This is a genomic window from Pseudoclavibacter sp. CFCC 13796, assembly GCF_008831185.1.
GTDB lineage: Bacteria > Actinomycetota > Actinomycetes > Actinomycetales > Microbacteriaceae > Pseudoclavibacter_A.
In genome coordinates, this window is record NZ_WBKD01000001.1 from 1,503,011 (window position 1) to 1,525,276 (window position 22,266).

At 64.0% G+C, this 22,266-nt stretch carries 26 protein-coding genes; 24 read left to right on the forward strand and 2 right to left on the reverse strand.

Annotation, left to right across the window (positions count from 1 at the left end; translation table 11 throughout):
* Positions 1-161 precede the first annotated feature (161 nt).
* The 7 genes from F8O07_RS10685 to ligA are packed head-to-tail and all read left to right on the forward strand — an operon-like array spanning position 162 to position 4,738.
* Positions 162-482, forward strand: coding sequence for a C40 family peptidase (locus tag F8O07_RS10685; RefSeq protein WP_225733208.1), 321 nt, complete (start codon positions 162-164; stop codon positions 480-482).
* The gene (locus F8O07_RS06675) at positions 482-697 is read left to right on the forward strand and encodes a hypothetical protein (RefSeq protein ID WP_158031303.1); all 216 of its coding nucleotides are present in this window, start codon (positions 482-484) and stop codon (positions 695-697) included. Before F8O07_RS10685 ends, F8O07_RS06675 begins: the two co-directional genes overlap by 1 nt.
* The gene (locus tag F8O07_RS06680) at positions 694-993 is read left to right on the forward strand and encodes a hypothetical protein (RefSeq protein WP_158031304.1); all 300 of its coding nucleotides are present in this window, start codon (positions 694-696) and stop codon (positions 991-993) included. Before F8O07_RS06675 ends, F8O07_RS06680 begins: the two co-directional genes overlap by 4 nt.
* The gene (locus F8O07_RS06685; protein WP_158031305.1) at positions 990-1,775 is read left to right on the forward strand and encodes a hypothetical protein; all 786 of its coding nucleotides are present in this window, start codon (positions 990-992) and stop codon (positions 1,773-1,775) included. Before F8O07_RS06680 ends, F8O07_RS06685 begins: the two co-directional genes overlap by 4 nt.
* A complete protein-coding gene (locus F8O07_RS06690; RefSeq protein ID WP_158031306.1) occupies positions 1,772-2,152 on the forward strand; it encodes a hypothetical protein in 381 nt (126 codons plus the stop codon). Before F8O07_RS06685 ends, F8O07_RS06690 begins: the two co-directional genes overlap by 4 nt.
* The gene (locus F8O07_RS06695) at positions 2,149-2,733 is read left to right on the forward strand and encodes a TetR/AcrR family transcriptional regulator (RefSeq protein ID WP_192496676.1); all 585 of its coding nucleotides are present in this window, start codon (positions 2,149-2,151) and stop codon (positions 2,731-2,733) included. The genes F8O07_RS06690 and F8O07_RS06695 overlap by 4 nt, the downstream gene beginning before the upstream one ends.
* A gap of 7 nt (positions 2,734-2,740) precedes the next feature.
* Positions 2,741-4,738 carry an NAD-dependent DNA ligase LigA gene (gene ligA, locus F8O07_RS06700; protein WP_192496677.1) on the forward strand — a complete coding sequence of 666 codons (1,998 nt, stop codon included), beginning with the start codon at positions 2,741-2,743 and terminating at the stop codon, positions 4,736-4,738.
* Between the two features lie 19 nt (positions 4,739-4,757).
* Here ligA and F8O07_RS10585 read toward each other — a convergent pair whose 3' ends face one another.
* Together F8O07_RS10585 and F8O07_RS06705 are read right to left on the reverse strand one after the other, a co-directional pair.
* A complete protein-coding gene (locus F8O07_RS10585; protein WP_192496678.1) occupies positions 4,758-4,934 on the reverse strand; it encodes a hypothetical protein in 177 nt (58 codons plus the stop codon).
* The gene (locus tag F8O07_RS06705; RefSeq protein WP_158031309.1) at positions 4,931-5,125 is read right to left on the reverse strand and encodes a hypothetical protein; all 195 of its coding nucleotides are present in this window, start codon (positions 5,123-5,125) and stop codon (positions 4,931-4,933) included. Before F8O07_RS06705 ends, F8O07_RS10585 begins: the two co-directional genes overlap by 4 nt.
* 83 nt (positions 5,126-5,208) lie before the next feature.
* Here F8O07_RS06705 and orn point away from each other — a divergent pair, with 83 nt between their 5' ends.
* The 17 genes from orn to F8O07_RS06790 all read left to right on the forward strand — a co-directional run bounded on the left by orn (position 5,209) and on the right by F8O07_RS06790 (position 22,256).
* Positions 5,209-5,799 (forward strand): oligoribonuclease, encoded by a 591-nt coding sequence (orn, locus tag F8O07_RS06710; RefSeq protein WP_158031310.1) that lies wholly within the window; start codon positions 5,209-5,211, stop codon positions 5,797-5,799.
* Positions 5,796-5,996 (forward strand): hypothetical protein, encoded by a 201-nt coding sequence (locus F8O07_RS06715; protein ID WP_158031311.1) that lies wholly within the window; start codon positions 5,796-5,798, stop codon positions 5,994-5,996. Before orn ends, F8O07_RS06715 begins: the two co-directional genes overlap by 4 nt.
* A gap of 227 nt (positions 5,997-6,223) precedes the next feature.
* On the forward strand, positions 6,224-6,562 hold the full coding sequence (locus tag F8O07_RS06720; RefSeq protein ID WP_158031312.1) for a hypothetical protein: 339 nt from the start codon (positions 6,224-6,226) through the stop codon (positions 6,560-6,562).
* Positions 6,563-6,570: 8 nt separating this feature from the next.
* A complete protein-coding gene (locus tag F8O07_RS06725) occupies positions 6,571-6,936 on the forward strand; it encodes a hypothetical protein (protein ID WP_158031313.1) in 366 nt (121 codons plus the stop codon).
* A complete protein-coding gene (locus F8O07_RS06730) occupies positions 6,923-7,351 on the forward strand; it encodes a hypothetical protein (RefSeq protein ID WP_158031314.1) in 429 nt (142 codons plus the stop codon). Before F8O07_RS06725 ends, F8O07_RS06730 begins: the two co-directional genes overlap by 14 nt.
* A gap of 639 nt (positions 7,352-7,990) precedes the next feature.
* Positions 7,991-8,245, forward strand: a complete 255-nt coding sequence (locus F8O07_RS06735) for a hypothetical protein (RefSeq protein ID WP_158031315.1) — start codon at positions 7,991-7,993, stop codon at positions 8,243-8,245.
* Positions 8,246-9,364: 1,119 nt separating this feature from the next.
* Entirely contained in the window at positions 9,365-11,053 is a 1,689-nt protein-coding gene (locus tag F8O07_RS06740; protein ID WP_158031316.1) for a GspE/PulE family protein, read from the forward strand.
* Between the two features lie 48 nt (positions 11,054-11,101).
* Positions 11,102-12,328 (forward strand): type II secretion system F family protein, encoded by a 1,227-nt coding sequence (locus tag F8O07_RS06745; RefSeq protein ID WP_158031317.1) that lies wholly within the window; start codon positions 11,102-11,104, stop codon positions 12,326-12,328.
* A gap of 8 nt (positions 12,329-12,336) precedes the next feature.
* The gene (pilM, locus tag F8O07_RS06750; RefSeq protein WP_158031318.1) at positions 12,337-13,938 is read left to right on the forward strand and encodes a pilus assembly protein PilM; all 1,602 of its coding nucleotides are present in this window, start codon (positions 12,337-12,339) and stop codon (positions 13,936-13,938) included.
* 40 nt (positions 13,939-13,978) lie between these two features.
* The gene (locus tag F8O07_RS06755) at positions 13,979-14,632 is read left to right on the forward strand and encodes a hypothetical protein (RefSeq protein ID WP_158031319.1); all 654 of its coding nucleotides are present in this window, start codon (positions 13,979-13,981) and stop codon (positions 14,630-14,632) included.
* The gene (locus F8O07_RS10805; protein WP_318655794.1) at positions 14,629-16,299 is read left to right on the forward strand and encodes a type IV pilus twitching motility protein PilT; all 1,671 of its coding nucleotides are present in this window, start codon (positions 14,629-14,631) and stop codon (positions 16,297-16,299) included. The genes F8O07_RS06755 and F8O07_RS10805 overlap by 4 nt, the downstream gene beginning before the upstream one ends.
* On the forward strand, positions 16,286-17,005 hold the full coding sequence (locus F8O07_RS06765; RefSeq protein WP_158031320.1) for a prepilin-type N-terminal cleavage/methylation domain-containing protein: 720 nt from the start codon (positions 16,286-16,288) through the stop codon (positions 17,003-17,005). Before F8O07_RS10805 ends, F8O07_RS06765 begins: the two co-directional genes overlap by 14 nt.
* Complete coding sequence (locus F8O07_RS06770) at positions 16,993-17,562, forward strand: hypothetical protein (RefSeq protein ID WP_158031321.1); 570 nt, start codon at positions 16,993-16,995, stop codon at positions 17,560-17,562. The genes F8O07_RS06765 and F8O07_RS06770 overlap by 13 nt, the downstream gene beginning before the upstream one ends.
* A 283-nt stretch (positions 17,563-17,845) precedes the next feature.
* Positions 17,846-18,097 carry a hypothetical protein gene (locus F8O07_RS06775; protein ID WP_158031322.1) on the forward strand — a complete coding sequence of 84 codons (252 nt, stop codon included), beginning with the start codon at positions 17,846-17,848 and terminating at the stop codon, positions 18,095-18,097.
* A gap of 1 nt (position 18,098) precedes the next feature.
* The gene (locus F8O07_RS06780) at positions 18,099-18,863 is read left to right on the forward strand and encodes a prepilin peptidase (protein WP_192496679.1); all 765 of its coding nucleotides are present in this window, start codon (positions 18,099-18,101) and stop codon (positions 18,861-18,863) included.
* A 73-nt stretch (positions 18,864-18,936) separates the two neighbouring features.
* Positions 18,937-19,443 carry a single-stranded DNA-binding protein gene (gene ssb, locus F8O07_RS06785; protein WP_158031324.1) on the forward strand — a complete coding sequence of 169 codons (507 nt, stop codon included), beginning with the start codon at positions 18,937-18,939 and terminating at the stop codon, positions 19,441-19,443.
* A 68-nt stretch (positions 19,444-19,511) separates the two neighbouring features.
* Positions 19,512-22,256: a phage tail tip lysozyme gene (locus tag F8O07_RS06790; protein ID WP_158031325.1), complete on the forward strand. Its 2,745-nt coding sequence runs from the start codon at positions 19,512-19,514 to the stop codon at positions 22,254-22,256.
* The last annotated feature ends 10 nt before the right edge of the window (positions 22,257-22,266 follow it).

A 22,266-nucleotide genomic window follows, 5' to 3' on the forward strand; every position in this document is an offset into this window, starting at 1 on the left:
CGAACAGCCCAAACGGGCCAGACGGTGCAGTAGAGCTTGTCACGGCTTCGACTCCGCCGCAGACAGCGACTGTCCCTGTCGCACCAAACGTCCCGGTGGCCTCGAGCCCCGGGCCTTCAAGGGTCGACCCGATTCCTGAGAAGGCAGGGCACGCTGACGCCGTGTCCGTGGCGACCGCGTATCTGGGGACCCCGTACGTGTGGGGTGGTGCGGCACCCGGCGGGTTCGACTGCTCAGGGCTTGTGCAGTACGTCTACGCGCAGCTCGGCATCAGATTGCCCCGTGTGGACACCGCACAGCGGGCAGCGGGCGTCGAGGTCAGCGCCTTGGATGCGCGCCCAGGCGACCTGGTGTGGAAGCCCGGACACATCGGGATCTACATCGGCGGTGGGCGGATGATCCACGCACCGAAGCCCGGCGACGTCGTGAAGATCGCCTCCGTCGACGCTGTCGGCATGACCACATTCGTACGGGTCGGCTGATGCTCAGGGCGACGACCCACGGAGCCTCGAGAGGGCTCGGACGACCACAGTCATGGGTGCTCACCGGTGAAGAGCTGATCCCCGTCTGGGACGACGAGCACTTCATCGGCCCCGCCGACTCCCCGAAAGGGGAGACCGTCGACGAACTCGCAGCCGCATTGGAACAACAGCAGGCGCATGTGCAGCACCGCACAGAAATGGAGAACAGAGCATGATCGCGGACACCTTGCCCGAACGGCTTCGGCTGATCCTTCACACCCCGGCCGGACTGCCCCCACGCGGCGAGGTCCAACGCCTGCGCTCTGCGGTGGACACCATCCCCGGTGTCTGCGCAGCCCAAGTCCGGACGGGCCGCCTGCAGCCGGCCGGAACGCCAGTGGTGACCGTCGACTACAGTTCGACCGGCCCGACCGCACCAGTGGACACGCTGACCGGCATTCTCGCCGTCATCCGCACGATCTTCGATGATCGTGTCGAGTCGATCTCGGTCGACCAGGAGCCTGACCTGTGAGCACACCGATCCAGCACCTTCTCGGTGCACCAGAGTCACGGTACCTCTCGGCCGGCTGGCGACGATACGCACGCGCCGTCAGACCCGTCTCGGTGAGCAGCGTGCACGTGTCAGGTTTCGCCACGGTCAGCGCCGGCGCCGGCGAAGGGCGCACAGTCGACCATCTGTCGTCGATCGATGTGCTCGCCCTCATGGAGCCAGTGCTGCGCTTGCTTCGTCCTGCCGGCGGATGGGCGGTCACAGAGCTGGACGTCCGCACGCCGGCGGAGCCGACCCCATTGGGCGACCAGATTCCCGTTCGTCTTGAACTCGTCGACGCCGCGGGGACAACCAGCACCTACACCGGTCGGATCGGAGGGTTCCCGGTGACCGTCACGGGGATGAACGTTGACGGTTCGGACATCGTTCTGGTCGACTCACGTCTGCAGACCCCGGAGACATCAGTTAGCTCTTGGAGTGCTTCAGATTCACAGATCGCAGCGGTGCACACACCGACGACAGCCCTTCCGCTGTGCAACGTTGTCGCGATCGTCGGAGAACTCATCGAGGCAGCTCTGGTTCAGACGACTGGCACGGATCGTGAACAGCTCGGTGACATCTGGATGCGGCGTATCCGGGTGCGGCGGAAGCCGACCGCTTTTCAGAACATGTCGCGATCTGTGGTCACCTTGGAGCGGCTGCAGGAACTGTCGGTCAGAGGGAGCCGTGTCTTTGACGTTCATGCGAAAGCGGAACTCTCGGGGTCGGCAGTGGTTCACGTCATGCTGGGGGTGATCAGGTGACCGGCGCAGAGGACCCGATGCGTCAGGAACGGGAGCGAGTCTGGGCCGTGGCCCGTGCCCACGCGGACGCCGGGAGCACACCGAGACAGCTGCTTGACCGGTTTGCCGACCTGTACGAGCATGACGACGAAGTGTACGCGGGCATGCGCCTGGCGATCGCGGATCCCGGCAGCATTCCCCGCCCTATTGACGTGATGAAACCGTGGCTGCACGCGCTGCCGGGTATGCCGCCAGATCAACTTCAGCTCATCGTGTGCGCCATCATGGGTGCGCGGTGTATCGGCGAGGTCCAATGCATGGGGCGCCACGAGGCGGCCGAGCTGATCAGAGAAGTCGGTGAAGATATGATCGAAGTTCTGGGATGGGAGCAGTCATGAGGAAGAAGCGAACAGGCGGACGGCCACGCGACACGCAGTTGGGTACCGCCATCGACGAAGCTCTCGTCGCCCTCGTCTTGAAGCAGGGCGTGTATGAGACCACGATCGCTGAGATCGCAGAAGAAGCCGGCACCACGCGTCAGGCGTTCTACCGTCGCTACCCGGACATCGACCATGCCCTTCTCGCGGCCCTCGCCAGACGGTTCCCGCCGGCACCTGCACCGGACACCGGTGAGCTCTTCAGTGATCTGGTCGCGCTTCAGGAGGAGGAGATCGCCATGTTGAACGACCCTTTCTTCCACGCGGCGTTCCCGAGACTCATGATGCTGGCCGTCAATCAGACCACCTCGGAGGACGGGCTCGGCGGCGACGTCGTCGACCCTCGCAGGGTTCGGGTCCAGCAGGTCATCGACCGTGCCCGTGAGCGCGGTGAGGTCGGCGACGACATCGACGTCTCAGTCATCTGCGACCACCTGCTGGGGGCGCTTCTTCCGACGGCGTTCATGAACGGAGGCCGCCGTCTCACCGGGGATGACGCAAGACGCTCCGCTGTCGCCGCTCTCGCAGCAGCCCGCGCATAACGAGTCCATGACCGCAGAACGCACGACCTACACCGAGAACGTCCGTCTGGCCGAGCGTGCAAACGCTGCCTATTACCAGTCCAGCGAGCCGATCATGTCGGATGGGGCGTTCGACGCGCTGCTCGAGCGGATCGGCACCTACGAGGAAGCCCACCCTGATCAGACCGTCTCCCATCAGCTGTTCAGCGCACCTGGTGGCGGTCTTGACGGGGAGGGAGCTGACGTCGCCCACGAGGTGCCGATGCTCTCCCTTGACAAGGTCCGGACTCTCGAAGAGATCGGGAAGTTCGTTCAGCTGATGATCTCACTCGGCAGCCCGGTCACCTTGGAGCCGAAACTGGATGGGCTGGCCATCTCCCTCGAGTACCGCGACGGGCGGCTGTTCCGGGCCTCCACGCGTGGGGATGGGCGCACCGGGGAGGACATCACCGGCAGACTCGCCGCGATCAGCCATCTCACCGGAGTGCCGGAAACCGTGCCGGGTGCGGACGTCCTTGAAGTCCGCGGTGAACTTCTCATGTCGAAATCGGATTTCAGCGAATCGAACGCGAATCGAGTCGCGTCGGGGAAGGCAGCATTCGCGAACCCCCGCAATGCGATCGCCGGAACCGTTCGCGCTGACACCCTCGGCTACGACTCGTCGGCCACGTTCATCGCCTACGACGTCCCAGGCTCCGACGAAGACGCGGACCTGTTCGCCACACACCTCCAGCAGCTTGGGTTCATTCCGTCGAACGGTCTGCTCGACGAAGTGTTCTACGCCGACGACGAGTCTGTGTTGGATGCCGTTGAACGCTTCGGTTTCGCGCGGGAGCATGACGACTACCCGTACCCGACCGACGGCATCGTGATCAAAGCGGTTCGGGCTGGTATCCGCCCGAAGCTCGGGGCCACATCCCGGGCGCCACGGTGGGCGATGGCCTACAAGTATGAGGCGAAGAAGGCGACCACCGTCCTCCGTGACATCGTCATGGACGTGGGCCGCACCGGTAACATCTCGTTCACCGGGGTGTTCGACCCGGTGCATGTCGACGGGTCAACGATCGCACGTGCGACCCTCCACAACTTCGCGTTCATCAACGAGCGTGACATCCGCGTCGGGGACACCGTCGAGGTGTACAAGGCCAACGATGTGATCCCACGGATCAACCGGAGCTTCCCAGAGCTGCGTGACGGTACGCAGCAGCCGTACGACCCCGTGCGGGTCTCGCCGAAGTCCGGGAGCCCGCTGGACACCGGTGAGGTGATCTGGCGCTCCACTGATCCAGCCGACTCCTTGGGTTCATGGGTGTCCTACGCCGTCAGCCGTGACTGCCTCGACATCGAAGGCATCGGCGGGGAGATCGCAGCCGCACTGGTCGAATCCGAGCTGGTCGGCGACATCGCAGACCTGTTCTCGTTGACCGTCGAAGAACTCACCACCCTGCAGCTCGGTGAGGGGCGAACACTTGGTGGGCGCAATGCCGCGAAGATCGCGGGCGAGATTGAGGCGGCGAAGGCCCAGCCGCTCGCGCGAGTGATCACCGCGCTCGGCATCCGCCGTTCAGGCCGAACCTTCGGGCGCAGGCTGGCCGCCCACTTTCAGACCATGGCAGCGTTGCGCTCAGCCGACGTCGACGAGCTTCAGCAGGTTGAGGGGGTCGGGCCGGAGCGGGCGCGACTGTTCCGCGACGGGCTGGACCGACTGGCACCCGTTCTTGACAAGCTCGCTGCCGCCGGCGTGAACATGGGTTCGCAGGTCGCTGACGACCAGGCTGCTCGGCCGCTCGACGGCATGACGGTGGTCGTCACCGGTGCCATGACCGGGGCACTGGCGGCTCTGTCTCGCAACGAGATGAATGAGCTGATCGAACGCGCCGGTGGGAGAGCCTCGGGCTCGGTGTCGAAGAAGACTTCGCTGCTGGTCTGCGGTGAGGCCGGGTCATCGAAATGGCGGAAAGCCACAGAGCTTGGTGTCCGAATCGTTACGCCCGAGGTGTTCGCCACTATGGTGGAATCGGTCTGACTGGAACGAGCCGGGCTGTTCAGCGTTCGACGAAGTAGGACAGCAGCAGCTGGTCGTCCGGGATCTGTTCGAGCGCGGCTGCTCTGGCGCTCTCGTAGTCCGCGCCTTCCCCTGATGCTTTCAGCACGGGGACTTCAACGGCGTCGTCATGCCCTGGTCTCTCACGTGGCTTGCGGTAGGAGATGATCACCTTCATGTGTGGGATTCTACCGCCGACAGCTGATCGACTTGCTCCTGCCAATCCACGGCTGTGTACGCTTCCCCGAGCTTGCCTCGGCAGAGCGCACGGTAGGCCAGCGCCCACCTGAGGTCGTCGAGGATGCCGCAGATGTCGTCTTCGATGTGTGCGAGTTCGGTCGCAGGGTCGATCATCATGGGTAACAGCATGGGGGACGCCAACGCTGTGCGCCCCCTTGTGCACAAGGGGGAGTGATCTCACGCGCATAGTCTCCGGTGAAGGAGGCCACAACATGGCACATCAGTCCGAGGTCGGGATCGACGAACGGCGTCTCGCATGGATCGACACGGAGACGACCGGGCTCTGCCCGTTCACCTGCGGCAGCCGTCTTCTGGAGATAGCCTGCCGCATCACCGACAGTCGGGGGAACCTGGTCGACGACGGAGGGTACCGCGCGGTTGTTCGCTACACCCCCACGGAGGCGCTCGAGCTGCGTGCAGCGGCCGATGACGTCGTCAAGGCCATGCACTCCAGAACCGGTCTGTGGGGGCGTCTGCCGTTCGGCACACCACGTGAACAGGTCGAGTCGCAGCTGCTCGACTACATCAAACGGTTCGCGCCCAAGCGCCGTCAGGCCCGGCTGGCCGGAAACTCGGTCGCACTCGATCGGAAGTTCCTTGAAGCGGAGCTGCCCGCAGTTGAGCAGTGGCTGCACTACCGCGTGGTCGACTGCTCGTCCACTCGGTTCGTCCTCGAAGCCCTCGGGCACCATGGCACGCCTTTGGAGGGCGTTGACCCGGAGCACACCGCGTGGGACGACATCATGGGGTCGATCGCCGAGTACCGGTGGCAGCTGGCGGAGCTGAGCGGTGGCCTCGAATGACCCCGAAACCTCGGTTCCGACGTCCTCTGATCGCCCGGGACACCGTCACCACGGAGGTCCACCCGGGCCGCTGGGTCATCGACGCGATCTTCCGCGACCGTGACGAGTCCTGGCGCGACGTTGCCGTGCTGCGCAGTCTTGACGCGGACGACCACCGACAGCCGATCGTCCGGCTGGAAAGGCTCCACCTCGCATGAACACACCCGATGCAGCGCGAACCGCCCGCGAAGGGGGTGCGGGCGGTTCACAGAGAGCAGCATACGTCCGGGCTGCGGATCGGCACCAATCCTCACAGACCCCATTGTCTTCGGAGCAGGCCGATGCCCTGGACGGAGCGCTGGCCTCCCTTGGGCTTGACGCATCAGATGTGGCTGCGCACCTTCGTCTCCAGCTGGACGACCCGAACGCACTGCACCGACAGCGCATGGGCGAGATCGTTGCGGATGCACTCAGCAGACTGGACGACGTCTCTGCAACGGTGGAGGACTCTGCGGACATGATCGGCTTCAGCCTCATCTACGGGGCGGTGCACACGACAGCGCATCTCAACCGTGCATGGCGCGTCCTCGTGGGTCTTCCCGCTGACTACGACGGCGGGTTCATCGACTGGGAAATCACCCCCTTGCCGGACATGCCGGGCGTGAACGACCGGTTCTACAGCCGTGAGAGTCACTCGAGTGTCGAGAGTTCCAGATGGTTCAACACATGGGCGCGACGGTGGACTCGCATGGAGACTGAAACCGTGGGAGAGCCACGCGCATAGGCTGTCCCATGAGCAGAGACATCGAGCGGCACCTTCAAGGGATCACCGACGCACGACAGCGCCTCACGACGGCAGCGTTTCTCGGAGCAGCGACAGTTGCCGTCGACACTGCAGACCTGCGAGAAGTGTTCCTGGGTCTTTCTTCCAAGAATGAGGTCATCCGCAGACTCTTGGACCGTATGCAGGAACTCGAGCGCGACATGTTCGCCAACATCCCCCTGTCACCAGCTGACCGTGAATGGGATCCGAACGACCAGTTCACCGCCTGCGCCAAAGACCGAGCACGACGGGTCCAGGAGGCACGAGTGGACATGCTTTCCATCGCCACCAGCAAAGACACGCTGTCCGTGCTCGGCGGTGATGACCGTGCATGACTCACCGTTGCAGGCGGCCATCGACTCCATGCAGGTCTGCCGACGCCAGGCGCCCGGAGAATGGGACGCTGAGAGCGTCGAGGCGGCCCGAGGCCTGACGGAGCAGCTCAGTGCTGCGCTTGGCTGGCCCGTCGTGGCCGCTGCTGTACGCACAGCGATGAAAGACGAGATCGTCTCTGCGACGAGTCTGAAGACCGGTCAGGAGGCGTACCTCGAAGCCTCTGCAGAAGACATCTGGGATGAGGCCATCACCACTGCACTGGCTTCGCTGGTGACGAGGCTCGCGGGGGAGACCATCACCAGTGTGAGAGCAGCACTCGCGGCGAGCAGTGCCATCACTGTTGCAGGCAGCGGTGGAGCATTGGAGCTCCTCGAACGGTGGGCCGCTGACGTCACTACAGGGGGCTGCCGGTGAACCCGCTGCACGAAGACGAATGGCTCACCGCGGTCGATCGTGTGACAGGCGAGGTACTTGAACGCGTCGAAATCGGGCACCTGAACGATTCGGCTGTTCAGGCCGAGGCGAGGCGTCTGCGTTGTGCTCACCCGGGGTGCGAGATCATCGAGGACATTGCGCTCACGTGAGTGTCGGCCTGCACCACCGCGTGCAAGCCAGTGACCCCGTCGCCGCAAACATCCTCTGGTCGCGTACTGGACTACACTGCGCTGAGCTGCACTGGCCACAGCCGGCAGCGGAGAGCCCCGTTTTCCTGTGCGGATCTACACGGGTGCACGGGCGACAGCATCAGGTGGAAGACGCCGGCGTACCCCCAGCACCAGCACCATTCAGTTCTGACTCTCTGGTTCGGAGTGTGTCTTTCGAGGACCGATTCCAGAACTATCAGGCAGTACAGATGACGAGCACTCTGCTCTGCAATACCACGATGTCACCGACGTCATGAGCTTATGATCTGCCTGCATTCTGTACTGAATGTGCACCAGGCTTTCGCGACTCTGCATTCCATTAATGACCAGATAGTCTACTTTATTCCGTTGCCCGGTTCGGCGGTTCTGGGACTACGCCTGCCAATACACCTCCGCGCAAAAGAGCAGCATGACGAACGACAGCACTCGCGAATACACGTTGGCGAATCACTTGATCAACTCAGACGGAGATCTCCAATCGCTGCCAATGGGGAGCGTGGTCGTCGGTGGGTCAGGTGGGGTCTTCGAGAAGTCATCAGAGCGGTACTCCGACGGTACGTCCTTCTGGTTTCAGACTGGTCATGATGACGCAACCGCCGGCGACCCTGACCTGCCGGCGCTGCTGGTGTACCTTCCTGAAGACCAGAAGTCCACTGCTGATTGAGAGCCCCGGTCTGACTCTGGCGGTGAAGCCATCACAACCGGTGCGCCAGTTGGGAGGCAGCCCCGTCATGGAGCCCCGCACAGCCCCGTGGTGGCTTGAGGCGTGTCTGGTGTGGAGCATCGAAGCCCGCTCGTGTTCGAACAGGGCAGCCCATCTACGCTCTGAACTTCGCGCCCGACCCTGACCTTGTGAGCGGGGTGATGGTCGGCGCCCCGCGGCACCAGGCGTACTCCCAGCCCAACAGCGATCGAGGCGCCAGCGGCGCAGTCACCGTCATGCCGGGATGGCTGAGTGAACTGCCGGCTCCGGACCAGGTTCTCAGGGCCGCATACCCACCCTCTTCACACGGAGAATGGTGACGAGAACAGCCGATGGTGCACCGCCATGGATGGGGAGTGAAATGGCGACCGCCGGATTTGATGGGCTCACACCGGCAAGCGTCCGGGCTTATCCCGGTTTCTGCCCGAGACCACAATGATTGCGACACGTTCGCAACATGCGCTGTTTCTGCCCGTTCAGCGCTCCAAACCCGAACCAGCCCGGCCGCCGAGGCCACCACGAATGAGCGTTTCTCCCACGAAAAATCGCGGAATCTTCCCCAAATCGTTGATCCGGCCGAAAAACTCTTGATAGGCTCTCGCCTCTCGGTGAGAGCCTATCAAAACCTCCCGGCCTCCCCTCCTGTCACCGCTGTCACCAGCCTGTCACCACACCGCTGTGACGCTACATCCCGCATGAATACTGGGAAGCAGGGGTCTGTCACCGCGTCACCGCAAAAATAGGGGGACCCCCTCCAGATGAGAGAGATAGAGAGGGAGAGGGGCCTCTATATATCTCTCTCTTAATGACATCAGAAAAAGTGTGGTGACAGTGTGACAACCCCCTACAGCCCAGTATTTATGCGGCCTCTAGCGTCACCACACCTCCGGTGACAGCCGGTGACACCGGTGACACGAGGGGAAGGCGCCAGTCAGACGACTGTGCCCGACAGGAGCGAAAGCGCAACCTGAACGACTGTGCTAGACGGGAGCGAGACCACAGTCGAGAGTGAGTCGCCGACGGCGGTCTGACGGCAACGCCTCGGGTCGAGGCCATCGTCTGTTCGCATAGTCCTCTGGTGTGAACAGCAATCCACTCCTTGACGCACTCCAAGCCGACGGGGTCGCAGCCTCGGTGATCGCACGTGTCCCTGATGAGAGCGCCCAGTCCTCGTCGAGCACGTTCACCTGGCTGCTGGACAACGGCGGTGTCGACGACGTCAGACTGTCTGCTGTGGCTTCTGCGGTGTCGAGGCTGCCGATCGCCGATGTGCCGAGCCCCTCCAAGGTCGACCGGGACGCGGCGAGACTGATTCCTGGGAAGCTCGCCAAGCGGTTCGCGCTGCTGAGTGTCGCTGATGACGGGCACACGATGGATCTGGTCGTGTCGAACCCATTCGACCGCACGAGCATCAACGAGTGCTGTGTGGCTGCCGGCCGCCGCGCCCGACTGTCCGTCGCGCCGCGGTCGAAGATTCTCGAGACGGTCACGGAAATCTACAGGTCGGATCAGAGTGAGGCGCTCGACTCCCTCGGGGAGGACCTGAAGCACCAGCTCGCCGCGCAGAGGAGCGACACCTCAGACGACCGGCCCGGGGATGATTCCCCGGTGGCTCGTCTGGTGAACGTGATGATCCAGCAGGCGATCGACGACGGGGCGAGTGACATCCACATTCAACCGACCGATGATGACGTCGTCGTCAGGCATCGCATCGACGGGGTCCTGCGCAACGTCACCCGTCACGAAGGTGCGTTGCACAGCGCTCTGATCAACAGGCTGAAGATCATCTCTTCCTTGGACATCGCAACTCGGAACACGCCCCAGGATGGTCGGTTCTCGTCTCGAACGACCAGCGGCACGGTGGACATTCGTCTGGCACTCTTTCCGACTGTCCACGGGGAGGCTGCGGTCATGCGTCTGCTGACTCATGGTTCGTCTCCGATGTCGATTGAGGATCAGGAGTTCGCTCCTGGTGCACTCGCCTCGTTCAGAAGTGCATATCATTCTTCGTTCGGTCTGGTGTTGGTCACCGGCCCGACAGGTTCTGGTAAGAGCACAACACTTCATGCCGCACTTTCGGACATCAACGACCCTGCGGTGAACATCATCACAGTCGAAGATCCAGTCGAGTTCCGTTACCCGGGTGTGAACCAGATTCAGGTGAACGAGAAGCAGAATCTCACGTTCGCTTCCGCACTTCGTTCCATCCTCCGCGCTGACCCCGACGTGCTGCTCGTCGGTGAGCTCCGTGACAAGGAGACCGCCTCCATCGCCATCAACGCCGCCTTGACCGGACACCTTGTGCTGTCGACCCTGCACACGAACGACGCGTCCGGCGCCGTCGGACGTCTCGTGGAAATGGGGGTGAAGCCGTTCCTGCTGTCGTCTGCGCTCCGAGCAGTGGTCGGTCAGCGTCTGCTTCGCCGGCTCTGCCCGCAGTGCAGGCGCACCGTGACGGTGACCCTCGGCCAGCTGCGCACCATGGGGTTCGGCTTCCCAGCTGATGCCGATCCGGCGCTGCGCATGACGGTCTACGAGCCGGGAGGCTGCGAACGTTGCGACGGCACCGGTTACCTCGGTCGCCTTGCCATCCGGGAGGTGATGCCGGTCGATGAGCAGATGGCCCTCATGATCGCCACCGGGCGGCCGAAGGAGGAGCTCCAGGCTCACGCGGTCGCGCACGGCATGGACACCATGCGCATGGACGGCCTGCGCAAGGCACGAGCGGGTTCAACGTCGCTGGCGGAGATCCTCCGCGTTGTCGGATGACGCTACGCATAGGTGTCGATTGTTGGCAGCTGATGCAGAGGAGAGCTGATGCCGAAGTTCAAATACGTCGCGCGTGACCGACACGGTCGTCGGAAGCGGGGCAGCGACCACGCCACCAGTCAGGAGGCTCTTGCGAAACGCATCGCGGAGCGCGGCGGGACCCTGCTCGGCGCGCATGAGGTCGGTGACTCGGGACTCAACAAGGACATCAGCATCCCGGGGCTGGGCGGTGGAGCAGTCAAGGCGAAGAGCCTGGCCATCGTGGCCCGTCAGCTGGCGACCATGGTGGGTGCGGGGCTTCCACTGTCGGAGGCGCTGCGCATCGTGTCCAACCAGTCCGAGTCGAAGCCGCTCGCTGCGGCTTTGACGGGGGTGCGCGCCGATGTGATCGCGGGGACGAGCTTCTCCGAAGCGCTCGGGGCACATCCGGAAGTGTTCCCGCCGCTGTTCGTCAGTCTGGTCCAAGCCGGTGAGGTGTCCGGTGAGCTGGCACGCACCCTCAATTCGGCCGCCGGGGCCTTCGAACGTCAGCACAAGCTGCAGGCGAAGATCAAGTCTGCGATGACGTACCCGGTGATCGTGCTGGCGATCGCGTTCATCGCGGTGATCGGGATCATCTGGCTGCTGGTCCCGAAGTTCGAGGACATGTTCGCCACGCTCGGCGGGTCCCTTCCCGCGGCGACCCAGCTGCTCGTGAACATCAGCCATCAGATGTTCTGGCTTGGCCCGCTGCTGATCGCTCTGGCACTCGCCGGCATCATCTTCGTGCGCACCAGTCGGAACAAGGACTTCTTCAGACGGCGCTGGCATCCGCTGATGCTGAAACTGCCGATCATCGGTTCCCTGGCTCGCAAGCTCGCGGTCGCCCGGTTCTCCGACGCACTCAGCCTGCTCACGAACGTGGGCGTGCCGATGCTTTCGAGCCTGGAGCTCGTCGGTCGGGCGTCGAACAATTGGGTGGTGGAGAAAGCGACCACGGAGATGGTCGAACAGATCCAAGCCGGCCGGTCCGTCTCCGGGGCGATGAGCGACCAGGAAGTCTTCCCGGAAATGGCGACGGAGATGATCGGAGCCGGTGAAGCCAGCGGTGACCTGCCGGTCATGCTCGACAAAGTCGCCGAGTTCTACAACGACGACGTCACTGAGGCGACTGAGCAGCTCACGTCGATCATCGAACCAGTCATGATCGTCGTCCTCGGTGCGGTCATCGGCGGCATCGTGATCTCCCTGTACCTGCCGATGTTCCAGATCAACACCCTCATCTCGAACTCTTAGGAGCACTCGTGGCCATTCTGAACAGCCGACGGACCGTCGGACTCGACATCAGCCAAGGCGGACTTCGGCTCGCTGAAGCTCACATCGACCACGGGACTCCCGTCGTCGATTCCTACGTCTCACGCGTACTCCCTGAGGGGATCGTCTCCGAGGGCGCCATCATCGACGCCGAACGGTTCAGCTCCATCCTCCGCGAAGCCTTCGAAGCGGGCAGGTTCTCCTCGAGGAACATCGCGGTGGCCGCGTTCGGGCGCCGGTCGGTGGTGCGTGAGATCACCATGCCACGTCTGAACCGTCAGGAGACCCGGGCCGCCCTCGCTGTCCACGTTCCGACGGAGGACCCGCTGCCGTTCGATGCGGGGGAGGCCGTCTTCGACTTCATCCCCGTCGAGGACGTGAAATCCGGCTCGAAACCGAAGGTGCGCGGGATGCTGGTCGGGTCAGCGTCACAGCCGGTCATCTCGATCATCGCCGCAGTGAAGGCAGCCGGTCTGCGGGTCGTTGCCGTCGACTCCGGCCCAATCGCCGTGGTCAGGGCCATCCCCGAGACTATCGCGGAGAGCGGCGACTACATCCTCATCGACATCGGCCGTTCGACCTCCTCTGTCGTGTACGTCTCTGGTGGGCGCCCCCGGCAGGTGGAGATCACCATGGACGGTGGCGACATTGTGACCGAACGGCTCATGGAAAAGCTCGGGCTCACCCGGGGTGCCGCTGAGAAGGTGAAGCTTACCCGAGACCCGAACGTGCTCGAGCGCTACCGTGCGCAGTTCCAGGAGGTCTTGGAGGACACGGTCACCGATATTGCCTGGTCGGTGGAGGGCATGATGCAGGCCCATGACCGGATCGGGCAGCTGGTCCTCACTGGCGGTGCCGCTCGCCTGCACGGGATCGAACGTGCCTTCGCTGACCGTTTCCGTGTCTCCGTCTCAGCTCCGGAGTTCACATCCGACGCCGGTGAGGAGGTATCGCTCGTCGCCGTTGGTCTGTCGCTGGCCGAGCATGGTGCGTCGGCGAACCTGCTGCCGAACGAGGTGAGCGCGAAGAAGAGCCTGTCCAAGGCAGCTGCTGTCAGCGTTGCCACCGTTGCGGCGAGTGTGCTCGTATTCGGTGCTGTCCTCGGGGTCACCGGCGGGAGAGCGGCCACGGCTCAGGATCAGCTGGATTCGGCTACCTCGCAGAATACGCAGCTGAGTGCCGAGTACCAGCAGGTCGCAGATGCGGAGCAGACCGCCCGGCGGGTGTCACTGCTGAACACGGATCGTACCGCGGCGACTGCCGTCGAGTCGGACTGGTCCGACATCTTCACCCGCATGAACGCAGTCACTCCCGCCGGCATGGACATCAGCGCGTTCACCATCAACAGCTTCGGGTCGTCCGGGTCAGCAGCCGACAGCGGCGGTGACGGGCTGAGTGTCGCCGTCTCCACCACGAGCAGCACCCTCCCTGACCTGACCGCATGGCTGAACGCACTGAAGTCGAACCCGGATGTGGTCTCGGCGAAAGTCACCAGCTCGGAGCGCAATCAGACAACCGGTCAGTACCAGACGAGTGTGACGGTCGCCCTCACCCCGAGCTTCACCTACCGCTACGTGCAGGGTCCCCAGTGATCCGGCGAAGCCACCACCGAACGAACGATCCGAGGGAGCCATGACCAGTACACCTACAGCAGCGATCCGCAGATTCGTGCTGCCGATCGTCGTTCTCGCAGCGATCGGAGGGTCTATCGCGGTGGGAATGTCGAACATCTCGAAAGCGAACGATCTCACCAGTCAGTCGGAGAACGTGCAGGACCAGAATGTGCAGCTGCAGCAGAAGGTAGACCTCGGACGTGAGGCTTCGGGCCGGATCGCGGACCTCACGTCAGAGCGCGACACGCTGACTGCTGCGATCCCCTCGTCACTCGATCAGGAGGGGTTTCTCGCGGAGCTGTCCGGCATCGGAGCGCGGGACGGCATCAGCATCGACGGACTCACCCTGGCGGACCCGGTCGACATGTCGACGCTCTCCGCGCAGATGACGCAGGCCCTGCAGACGGTCTCACCGGACGCAGCGCAGAAGGCGCAGGAGTCCACCGCCGCTCTGACCGAGGCGGCCGGAAACGGGCTGCAGGCCGTACCGGTGTCGGTGACCGCGTCAGGCGAGTACCGGAACATCTCGGCGTTCATCTCCGGCGCCCAGCATGCCGGCAGGATCTTCTGGGTCAACGGCGCCGACATTCAGGCGCAGAAGTCCGGCGACGTGCCCTACCGTGTGATCCTCAGCGGGTTCATCTTCGTCGCACCGGACGGTGATGCGAAGTGAGCGTCCCCGTCAGACAGTGGCATAAGGCTCTGCGCTACAGCCTCGAGCGCGTGGTCGAGCAGGGCGCCAGCGACCTGCACATCGCAAGCGGAGAAGTCCCGCTGTACCGGGTGAGCGGCGAACTCCACCCTGTCCCCGGCCTGGAGGGGCAGGCCTGGCCGGATGCGGTCATGCGCGCTGTGGTTGCCTCGATCACCACCGAGGATCAGCTTGGTCAGCTGCGACGTGACAAAGAGCTTGACTTCTCCATCGACCTGTCGGAGGACGTGCGGTTCCGAGTGAACGTGCACTTCCAGGATCACGGTGTCGGGGCGGTGCTGCGTCAGATTCCCACGCATGTCGCGAGCCTCGAGTCTCTGGGCATGCCGCAGGTGCTCAGGAAGCTCGCGAGCCTGCCGCGCGGACTGGTACTGGTGACCGGCCCGACCGGGTCGGGGAAGTCGACGACACTCGCCGCGATGATCGATTTCATCAACGCCTCCCGCCGTGAGCACATCATCACTATCGAGGACCCGATCGAGTTCGTCCACCATTCGAAGCGCAGCTTCATCACTCAGCGTGAGGTCGGACGTGACACCAATTCGTTCCCTGAGGCGCTCAAACGGGCGCTCAGACAGGACCCTGACGTCATCCTCGTGGGGGAGATGCGCGACCTGGAGACGATCTCCACCGCCATCACCGCCGCAGAGACCGGGCACCTCGTGTTCGCGACCCTGCACACACAGGACGCGCAGCAGACCGCTGACCGGATCATCGACATGTTCCCCGCCGGGCGCCAGGAGCAGGTGCGTCAGGAGCTCGCGGCGACTCTGCGGGGGATCGTCACTCAGACGCTGGTGCCCGCCGAGGCGGGCGGTCGGGTTGCTGCGCACGAGATACTCGTGTGCACGCCGGCGATCGCGAACATGATCCGCTCGGGCACCACCCACCAGATGCTCTCCGCACTGCAGTCGGGAGCGAAGCTCGGGATGCACTCGTTGGACCAGCATCTGGCCGAGCTGGTCCGCAGGAACAAGATCACGAGACAGGCCGCGCTGAACGTCTGCCACAGTGCGGAGACCCTCGCCGGGTACCTGTCGAACGCAGAGGTGACAGTCATGACCATCACACGCCTGCGCCAGCAGCGCGGGGACTCCCTCGCGGAGGTTGTCGTCTCCATGTTCATCCTCGCCCTGCTGGGGCTGTCGCTGCTGCCGCTGATCACCTCGGTGGCTGTCAACGGATCCGGTGTCGGCTCCCATGACCGGTCTGCCCGTGCACTGGAGCTCGGCATCAACGCAGTGCAGGACGCATCGAGTCGGGCCTCATCGCAGTCACCTGACTTCGCCGGTGCTGCAGAGTTCTCGAAGCGCTGCACCGCGTTCACCGACTCTATGAAGGCCTCGGTCGCCGAGCAGAGACCGGAGACCCCGATGCGGATCGATCTGAAGCCGAACCGCTCCCAGCTGGACAAGCCGGAGCGGACCCTCTGGTTCAACCCCGCGACCGGGGCAGTCACCGGTGACTTCTCTCAGTTGTGCACGGACATGAACTCGGTGCAGCAGCTCGCTGACGTGCCGTTCCGCGCTCAGGTCACCACCTGTACCAGCACCAGCCAGTCGGTCGAGCAGTGCACTGCGGCCGGAGGCCGGACCCGCACGGAGGTGACCACCATTGTCAAACAGTGACCTGATCCGCCGCCTGCTCCGCCGACGTGTCGAAGACCAGCGTGGAATGACCCTCGTTGAGACGATCGTCTCGATGGCGCTGATGCTGATTGTCATCCTGACGATCGGCGGGCTCGTGAACTCGAGCATCACTGTGACGAGAACCGCCCAGGACCGCACCCGCAACGTCACCGACGCCAACACGATCGCCCAGTCGGTCCAGAACGGCGTGAACGACTCCTACGGCCTGCTGACCGGTGAGGCGGCCCGCACACGTTTCCCCGGCGGGTCTGATACGGACGTGAACGCCGTGGTCGCCCTGACCCGTGACCGTCAGGCGGGGACGTGGCAGTGCCGCGCGTGGGCGTATGAGCCGTCGACGAAGACGCTGTGGTCCAAGGTGAGCACCGTCATCGGTCAGACCCCGGCGGGCCTGCCTGTCGGGTCCCAGACCGGGTTCTCACGACCTGCTGATGCCACTGAGGACGGGTACCGTGCCGCAGGCTGGCAGCTGCTCGCCGGCGACGTCACCCCGCAGGCAGGGCATCCCACGCCTTTCGCGATCGACACCGTCCACCGGGAGTTCGGTGAGGCTGCCAGCGCCATCGACCTCCACTACGGGATCGGGACGGGCACAGCCACAGCGCGTACGTCGACGCTGGTGTCGGTCGACAGCGGATACGGGGACGGGGACATGGAGAGGGTGGGCAGCACATGCCGAAACTGATCAGCGCGCTGCACCGGAGACTTCGACGGTCCGAAGGCGTCACACTCGCCATGGTCGTCATCGCCATGTCGATCCTCGCGGTGCTCGCAGCAGGGCTCACCGTGTCGCTCCGATCGAGCACAGGGGTCGCCTCAGACTCCGACGCGCGCTACCAGGCGCGTGACCTCGCCTACTCCCTCAACGAACTCGGCGTGCACCAGGCACGCTACGTCGGGGTCCCTGACTTCAGCCCGGGGAAATGCTACTGGTGGTCGAAGTCGGGTGCCCAGCCGGGCGATACCGCCGGGTGCACGAAGCTGACGTCCTTCTCGACCTCGGAGGCCACAGATGCGATCACACACGGCCTGTTCACCGCCGACGCAACGGGGGAAGTCATCATCCGCTTCGAGGACCCTCACACCGGGAACTCATCGATCGGTGCGGCTGCGGAACCCGCAGACTCGACCGTCTACGCACGGATGGTGGTCACGTCGAACACGACGGTCAAATCCAAGGGGGCGAAGAGCCAGGACCAGAGTTCTTCGCAGACCAGCGTCTATGACCTCACCTTCGGGTGAGGTCACGCGCACAGGGGAGACATGACCGCCTCACCAGAACCGTGCACCATCCCGCAGCCGCAGCCGCAGCCGCACCCGAGTGCTGGCTGTCCTAGCCTGTGGAGCCGGCTGAAGGCACGTCACCCGTTGCTGAAGCCGACCCTCGACTTGATCTGGTGTCTGGCGTTCATCGCGGGTTCTGCCTACGTCCTCGTCGCTCTTGCGTACCGGGCGCTGCCTCCCGCATAGAAGTTCTGAACCAGGCTTCGGCGCCCAGTCGAAGCCGCACGGAGGGAGACCCATCATGGCTGACCAGATAACCGTTACCGAACACGACGGCCGGCTCTATGTCGGCATGCCGACGCCCGAGGGGGTGATGGCGCTGGAGGTGGTGGAGGACGGCGGCAGGCTCCTCTTCGACCCGGTGACCGAAGCGGACGAGAGACTGTGTGCCGTGTTCCAGCCTAACCCCAAGGCGCTGGTCGAACGCATCGGGCGCTACCGTCGTGCGATGCAGCGGGCAGTGGCCGCCCATCATCCGCTCGCGGCACGTTGACGTGCTGGCTCTGGTTGCAGCGTTCGGGGTCGTGGTCGGCAGCTTCCTGAACGTGGTCATCTACCGGACGCCTCGCGGTATCCCGCTCGCCGTCGGCCGATCGCACTGTCCGTCATGCCTGGCTCAGCTCACCTGGTGGGAGAACATCCCCATCCTCTCGTGGATGGTGCTTCGCGGTCGCTGCGGACACTGCGGCTCGTCGATCAGTGCCCGGTATCCGCTCGTCGAGGCATCGAACATGCTGGTCTGGATGGTGCTCTGGATCTCCCTCCAGCCGACTGACGTTGCTGCGATCGTCCAGTTCGTCCTCCTGGCCTGCACCGCGAGCACGCTGCTGGTCATCACATGGACGGACATCGACACCGGGCTGATCCCGAACACGGTCACCTTGCACGCCTCCCTGATCGGCGTCGAGCTCGCCATCATCTGGGTGCTGCTGCAACCGATGCCCGAAGACGCTGCCAGAGGCGCTGTGATCGGCGCCGTCGCATACGGCCTGCCGGTGATGCTGTTCGCGCTCTTCGGTGGGATGGGTATGGGGGACGCGAAACTCGCGCCGCTGTTGGGCCTCACACTCGGCAGCCTCGGCGTACCGTACCTCGTGGTCGGTGTGAGCGCGCCCTACTTTCTCGCCCTCCCTGCAGCCCTGCACATCATGCGGCAAGGTCGCGGAGGCCGGTTGGTCTTCGGTCCTGCGCTGGCCGCAGGGTGGTTGCTCGCGGTCGTCTTCGCTCCCGCGATCTCTGCGCTCGTCTTCCGCGCATAGATGTCTTACGAGCGGCCGGGAGGTCCGGACGCTTCGCCAGCAGGCGAAACACACATGAGGAAATGAGCACACAATGGCGAACAACGTCCAGACCTTCTACGGAAACGTCACCGCTGACCCTGAGCTGCGCTACACGCAGGGAGGCACCCCAGTCGTATCGTTCAGCATCGCCCAGCAGAACGGCCACTTCGACCGTTCGAAAGGCGAGTACGTCGACGAGCAGGCCACGTTCCTGCGGGTCACCGCTTGGCGCGGTCTTGCGGAGAACATCGCCGCTTCACTCCACAAAGGGCAGCGCGCGGTCGTGATCGGCGTCTTGAAGCAGAACGACTACGAGGACCGTGAGGGCAACAAGCGGACCGGTTTCGAGATCACCGCAGACGACGTCGCCGCATCGCTGCTGTATGGGAAGTCGGAGTTCTCAAAGGTGAACCGTGGTCAAGGGCAGGCGAACGGCGGCCAGCAGGCCCAGCAGTCACAGCCGGACGCCGGGCAGACGGCAAGCCAGTCGCAGAACAGCCAGCCTTCGAGCTCGCCGGCAGCCCCGGCAGCTGACGACGATGACGACGACGACTTCTAAGCACCCGACGCGGTAGTGCAGAGGGCTCCACAGGTGACTGTGGAGCCCTCTTCGCATATACGGAGGGTATGGGTCTCTCGAACGTGCCGTGGGCGGTGGTCGCGTTCATCGCGTTCATCGTCATCCTGCTGCTGCAGACCAGGCACACCCGGCACAGCCATCGACGTCAGACCGACCCGCAGCGGGTGTTCACGAAAGAGCAGAGGCAGCGCGGTTCCCACCGCTGCGGCGGGAGATGTGAGCACAAACCTCTGTTCGGTCGCCGCTGCAGTAGTCCCGGAGCTCACGGCGACCACATCTACCCGTGGTCGTTCGGCGGGGCTACCGCCATGTCGAACTACCAGCATCTGTGCGCCCGTCACAATCTCGCCAAGTCAAACCATGTGCCGTCGAAGCTGTACATCTGGCGGCTGGAGCGGCGACGACGCCACTACTTCCCGCAGGGGGGAGGACCCGCACGTGGAGTGGCGGATGGGAAGGGCCAGATGACAATCATCCACCAGCTGCGGCAGACACTGGCCGTGACTGTGACAGCACTGACCGTTGCCGCCTCGTTCGGCGCCGGTGTGATCCTCTCCCCAGCGTCGCATACACCCACTGCTCAAGAACTCAGCCGGACAGCGATGGTGTCCGACGGTGTCACCCCGGCTCTCATCACGCGAGCGGAAGCCGCAACGCTCGGAGGGCAGCAACCGAACGCCCCGGTTGCAGCAGACGTCTCGCCCGACGACGTCGCCCACGACCCCGGTACGCTGGATGACCTGTTCGCACAGCGTGAGAACGACCGCGTCACGCTGAACAGCATCGAACTGTCCTGGATGCTCGCCGCCGGCCAAGCCCTCCAGTCGAAAGGGGTGAACCTGTACGACAGCACCGAGCTGAAGTGGAAGCTCGGGGTGACCCTCCAAGTCCTCGATCCCGACTCGACGAAACGGCACATGACCACCGACGCACGGTATGTGCCAGCTGCAGACGACAATCACTACGAGCTACCGGCGGAATCCGAGCAGAACACTGACGTCAAACAGAGAATCGAGGACACGAAGAAGCTCTATGTCGCGCTCGGACGGGTCGCAGGCCTCGACGACAGCGCAGCGGAGCAGGTCTACAAGACCGGACTGCGCTGGGCACTGGGGCAGAAGGCCACCTGCGGGTCAGGCAGCACGAGCGGGAACGGGAAGCTCGAAGGCAACGGCAACCTCGAGAAGATCTACACCTGGCTGATGACCGGCCCCGGGTTCACCGCTGAGCAGGCCTCAGGGATCGTCGCGAACATCGAGCATGAGTCCGGGGGAGACCCCGCCGCGACCAACGGGTCCTTCACGACATCGCATGCCTATGGGATCGCGCAGTGGATCAACGGCAGGCATGAGGCACTCCGGGACACGATCAAGCAGAAACTCGGCGACAAGTTCTACGTCAGCACGAAGTCCAGCCCTCCAGCCAGTGAGGTGCTCACCCCAGAGGAGCTCGACCAGCTGCTGCAGGTGGAGCTGGACTTCCTCCAGCAGGAGCTGCAGACGGGGTTCAAGCATGTTGACGCCGGGGTTCGTGCGACCAGCACACCCGAGGACGCCGCTGAAGTGTGGGTGCGGAAGTTCGAGATCCCGGAGAATATGGACTACAACGTGCAGGTGCGTCGCGCTTCAGCCACCGAATGGTACGCCGCGCACCAGGGCAGTTCGTCGGCCAGCAGTGACACCTCGTCTTCCACCTCAAGTGACACGAGCACCGCAGACACACCGGTCACGAAGGGTTCGAACATCGCGCTCTACGGTGACTCTCTGTCAGTCGGGATCATCACCAAGTGGACCGGCAGCGCCGTCGACGGAGAGTGGGCCAGTGACGCGCAGGGCAGTAACGGCAACGCGTACCGTGGCGGCTGGGCCAAAGTGGGGGCCAGCAGCGCCACGGTCGCTGATAACGCGAAGCCCGTGGACGGCGCTGATGTCGCGGTTGTGATGGCTGGAACGAACGATCAGGGGTCGTGGGGATCCGGCGACCAGGCCCCTGTCGCAAACGTCGAACGGGCGCTCAAAGCCACGGGGCAGTCCAATCTGGTTGTCGCAGCTGTGGCACCGTCAGACGCCAACGGGGAGGGTTCGAAGACCTACAACGATGCGCTGAAGCAGGTGGCCGAGCGTAACAGCTGGAAGTTTGTCGACCCGTGGACGGAGCTTCGCGCCGACGACGGCCGATACAAGGACGAGTTCCGCAGCGACGGCACTCACCCGAATGACGCCGGCTATCAGAAGGCCGCTGACGCGCTCTCCTCACTGATCAGCAGCGGCAACAAGACCGCGGCTCAGACCTGCTCGCAGAGCGGCGGCGACACGAGCGGTGCCGTTCCACAGTTCGTAGGCGACATCGCCATGCCGCTGGCCACGATGATCCAAGGGTCGAACTACGGCATGCGTCTCCATCCAACCCTTGGAAAGATGCGCTTCCACTACGGCACCGACTATCCGGTTCCGACGGGCACGGCGGTGTTTGCGATCGCTGACGGTACCGTTCAACGGGCGAGCTCGATCGGTGGTTGCGGCAACACAGTCGAGATCTTCCACAACATCAACGGGAACCAGATCGCCACACGGTACTGCCATCTCAGTCAGCTGGAGGTGTCCGCAGGTGACACTGTCGCGAAGGGCCAGGAGATCGCCAAGTCGGGGAACACCACCGGAGGCACAGGCACTTCGACCGGCCCTCACCTGCATTTCGAGGTTCGCACCAGCTGGTCATTCGACCAAGACTGGCAGACAGCGGGCAACTCAGTCGACTCGGATGCGTGGCTGAAAGCTCAGGGGCACAGTTGATCTTCGCATA

What these genes read in the sequence shown, in the direction of transcription:
- F8O07_RS06675 (WP_158031303.1), top strand. Translation starts at nt 482, where the DNA reads ATGCTCAGGGCGACGACCCACGGAGCCTCGAGAGGGCTCGGACGACCA.
- F8O07_RS06680 (WP_158031304.1), top strand. Translation starts at nt 694, where the DNA reads ATGATCGCGGACACCTTGCCCGAACGGCTTCGGCTGATCCTTCACACC.
- F8O07_RS06695 (WP_192496676.1), top strand. Translation starts at nt 2,149, where the DNA reads ATGAGGAAGAAGCGAACAGGCGGACGGCCACGCGACACGCAGTTGGGT.
- ligA (WP_192496677.1), top strand. Translation starts at nt 2,741, where the DNA reads ATGACCGCAGAACGCACGACCTACACCGAGAACGTCCGTCTGGCCGAG.
- F8O07_RS10585 (WP_192496678.1), bottom strand. Translation starts at nt 4,934, where the DNA reads ATGAAGGTGATCATCTCCTACCGCAAGCCACGTGAGAGACCAGGGCAT.
- F8O07_RS06705 (WP_158031309.1), bottom strand. Translation starts at nt 5,125, where the DNA reads ATGCTGTTACCCATGATGATCGACCCTGCGACCGAACTCGCACACATC.
- orn (WP_158031310.1), top strand. Translation starts at nt 5,209, where the DNA reads ATGGCACATCAGTCCGAGGTCGGGATCGACGAACGGCGTCTCGCATGG.
- F8O07_RS06715 (WP_158031311.1), top strand. Translation starts at nt 5,796, where the DNA reads ATGACCCCGAAACCTCGGTTCCGACGTCCTCTGATCGCCCGGGACACC.
- F8O07_RS06720 (WP_158031312.1), top strand. Translation starts at nt 6,224, where the DNA reads ATGGGCGAGATCGTTGCGGATGCACTCAGCAGACTGGACGACGTCTCT.
- F8O07_RS06725 (WP_158031313.1), top strand. Translation starts at nt 6,571, where the DNA reads ATGAGCAGAGACATCGAGCGGCACCTTCAAGGGATCACCGACGCACGA.
- F8O07_RS06730 (WP_158031314.1), top strand. Translation starts at nt 6,923, where the DNA reads ATGACCGTGCATGACTCACCGTTGCAGGCGGCCATCGACTCCATGCAG.
- F8O07_RS06735 (WP_158031315.1), top strand. Translation starts at nt 7,991, where the DNA reads ATGACGAACGACAGCACTCGCGAATACACGTTGGCGAATCACTTGATC.
- F8O07_RS06745 (WP_158031317.1), top strand. Translation starts at nt 11,102, where the DNA reads ATGCCGAAGTTCAAATACGTCGCGCGTGACCGACACGGTCGTCGGAAG.
- F8O07_RS06755 (WP_158031319.1), top strand. Translation starts at nt 13,979, where the DNA reads ATGACCAGTACACCTACAGCAGCGATCCGCAGATTCGTGCTGCCGATC.
- F8O07_RS06770 (WP_158031321.1), top strand. Translation starts at nt 16,993, where the DNA reads ATGCCGAAACTGATCAGCGCGCTGCACCGGAGACTTCGACGGTCCGAA.
- F8O07_RS06775 (WP_158031322.1), top strand. Translation starts at nt 17,846, where the DNA reads ATGGCTGACCAGATAACCGTTACCGAACACGACGGCCGGCTCTATGTC.
- ssb (WP_158031324.1), top strand. Translation starts at nt 18,937, where the DNA reads ATGGCGAACAACGTCCAGACCTTCTACGGAAACGTCACCGCTGACCCT.
- F8O07_RS06790 (WP_158031325.1), top strand. Translation starts at nt 19,512, where the DNA reads ATGGGTCTCTCGAACGTGCCGTGGGCGGTGGTCGCGTTCATCGCGTTC.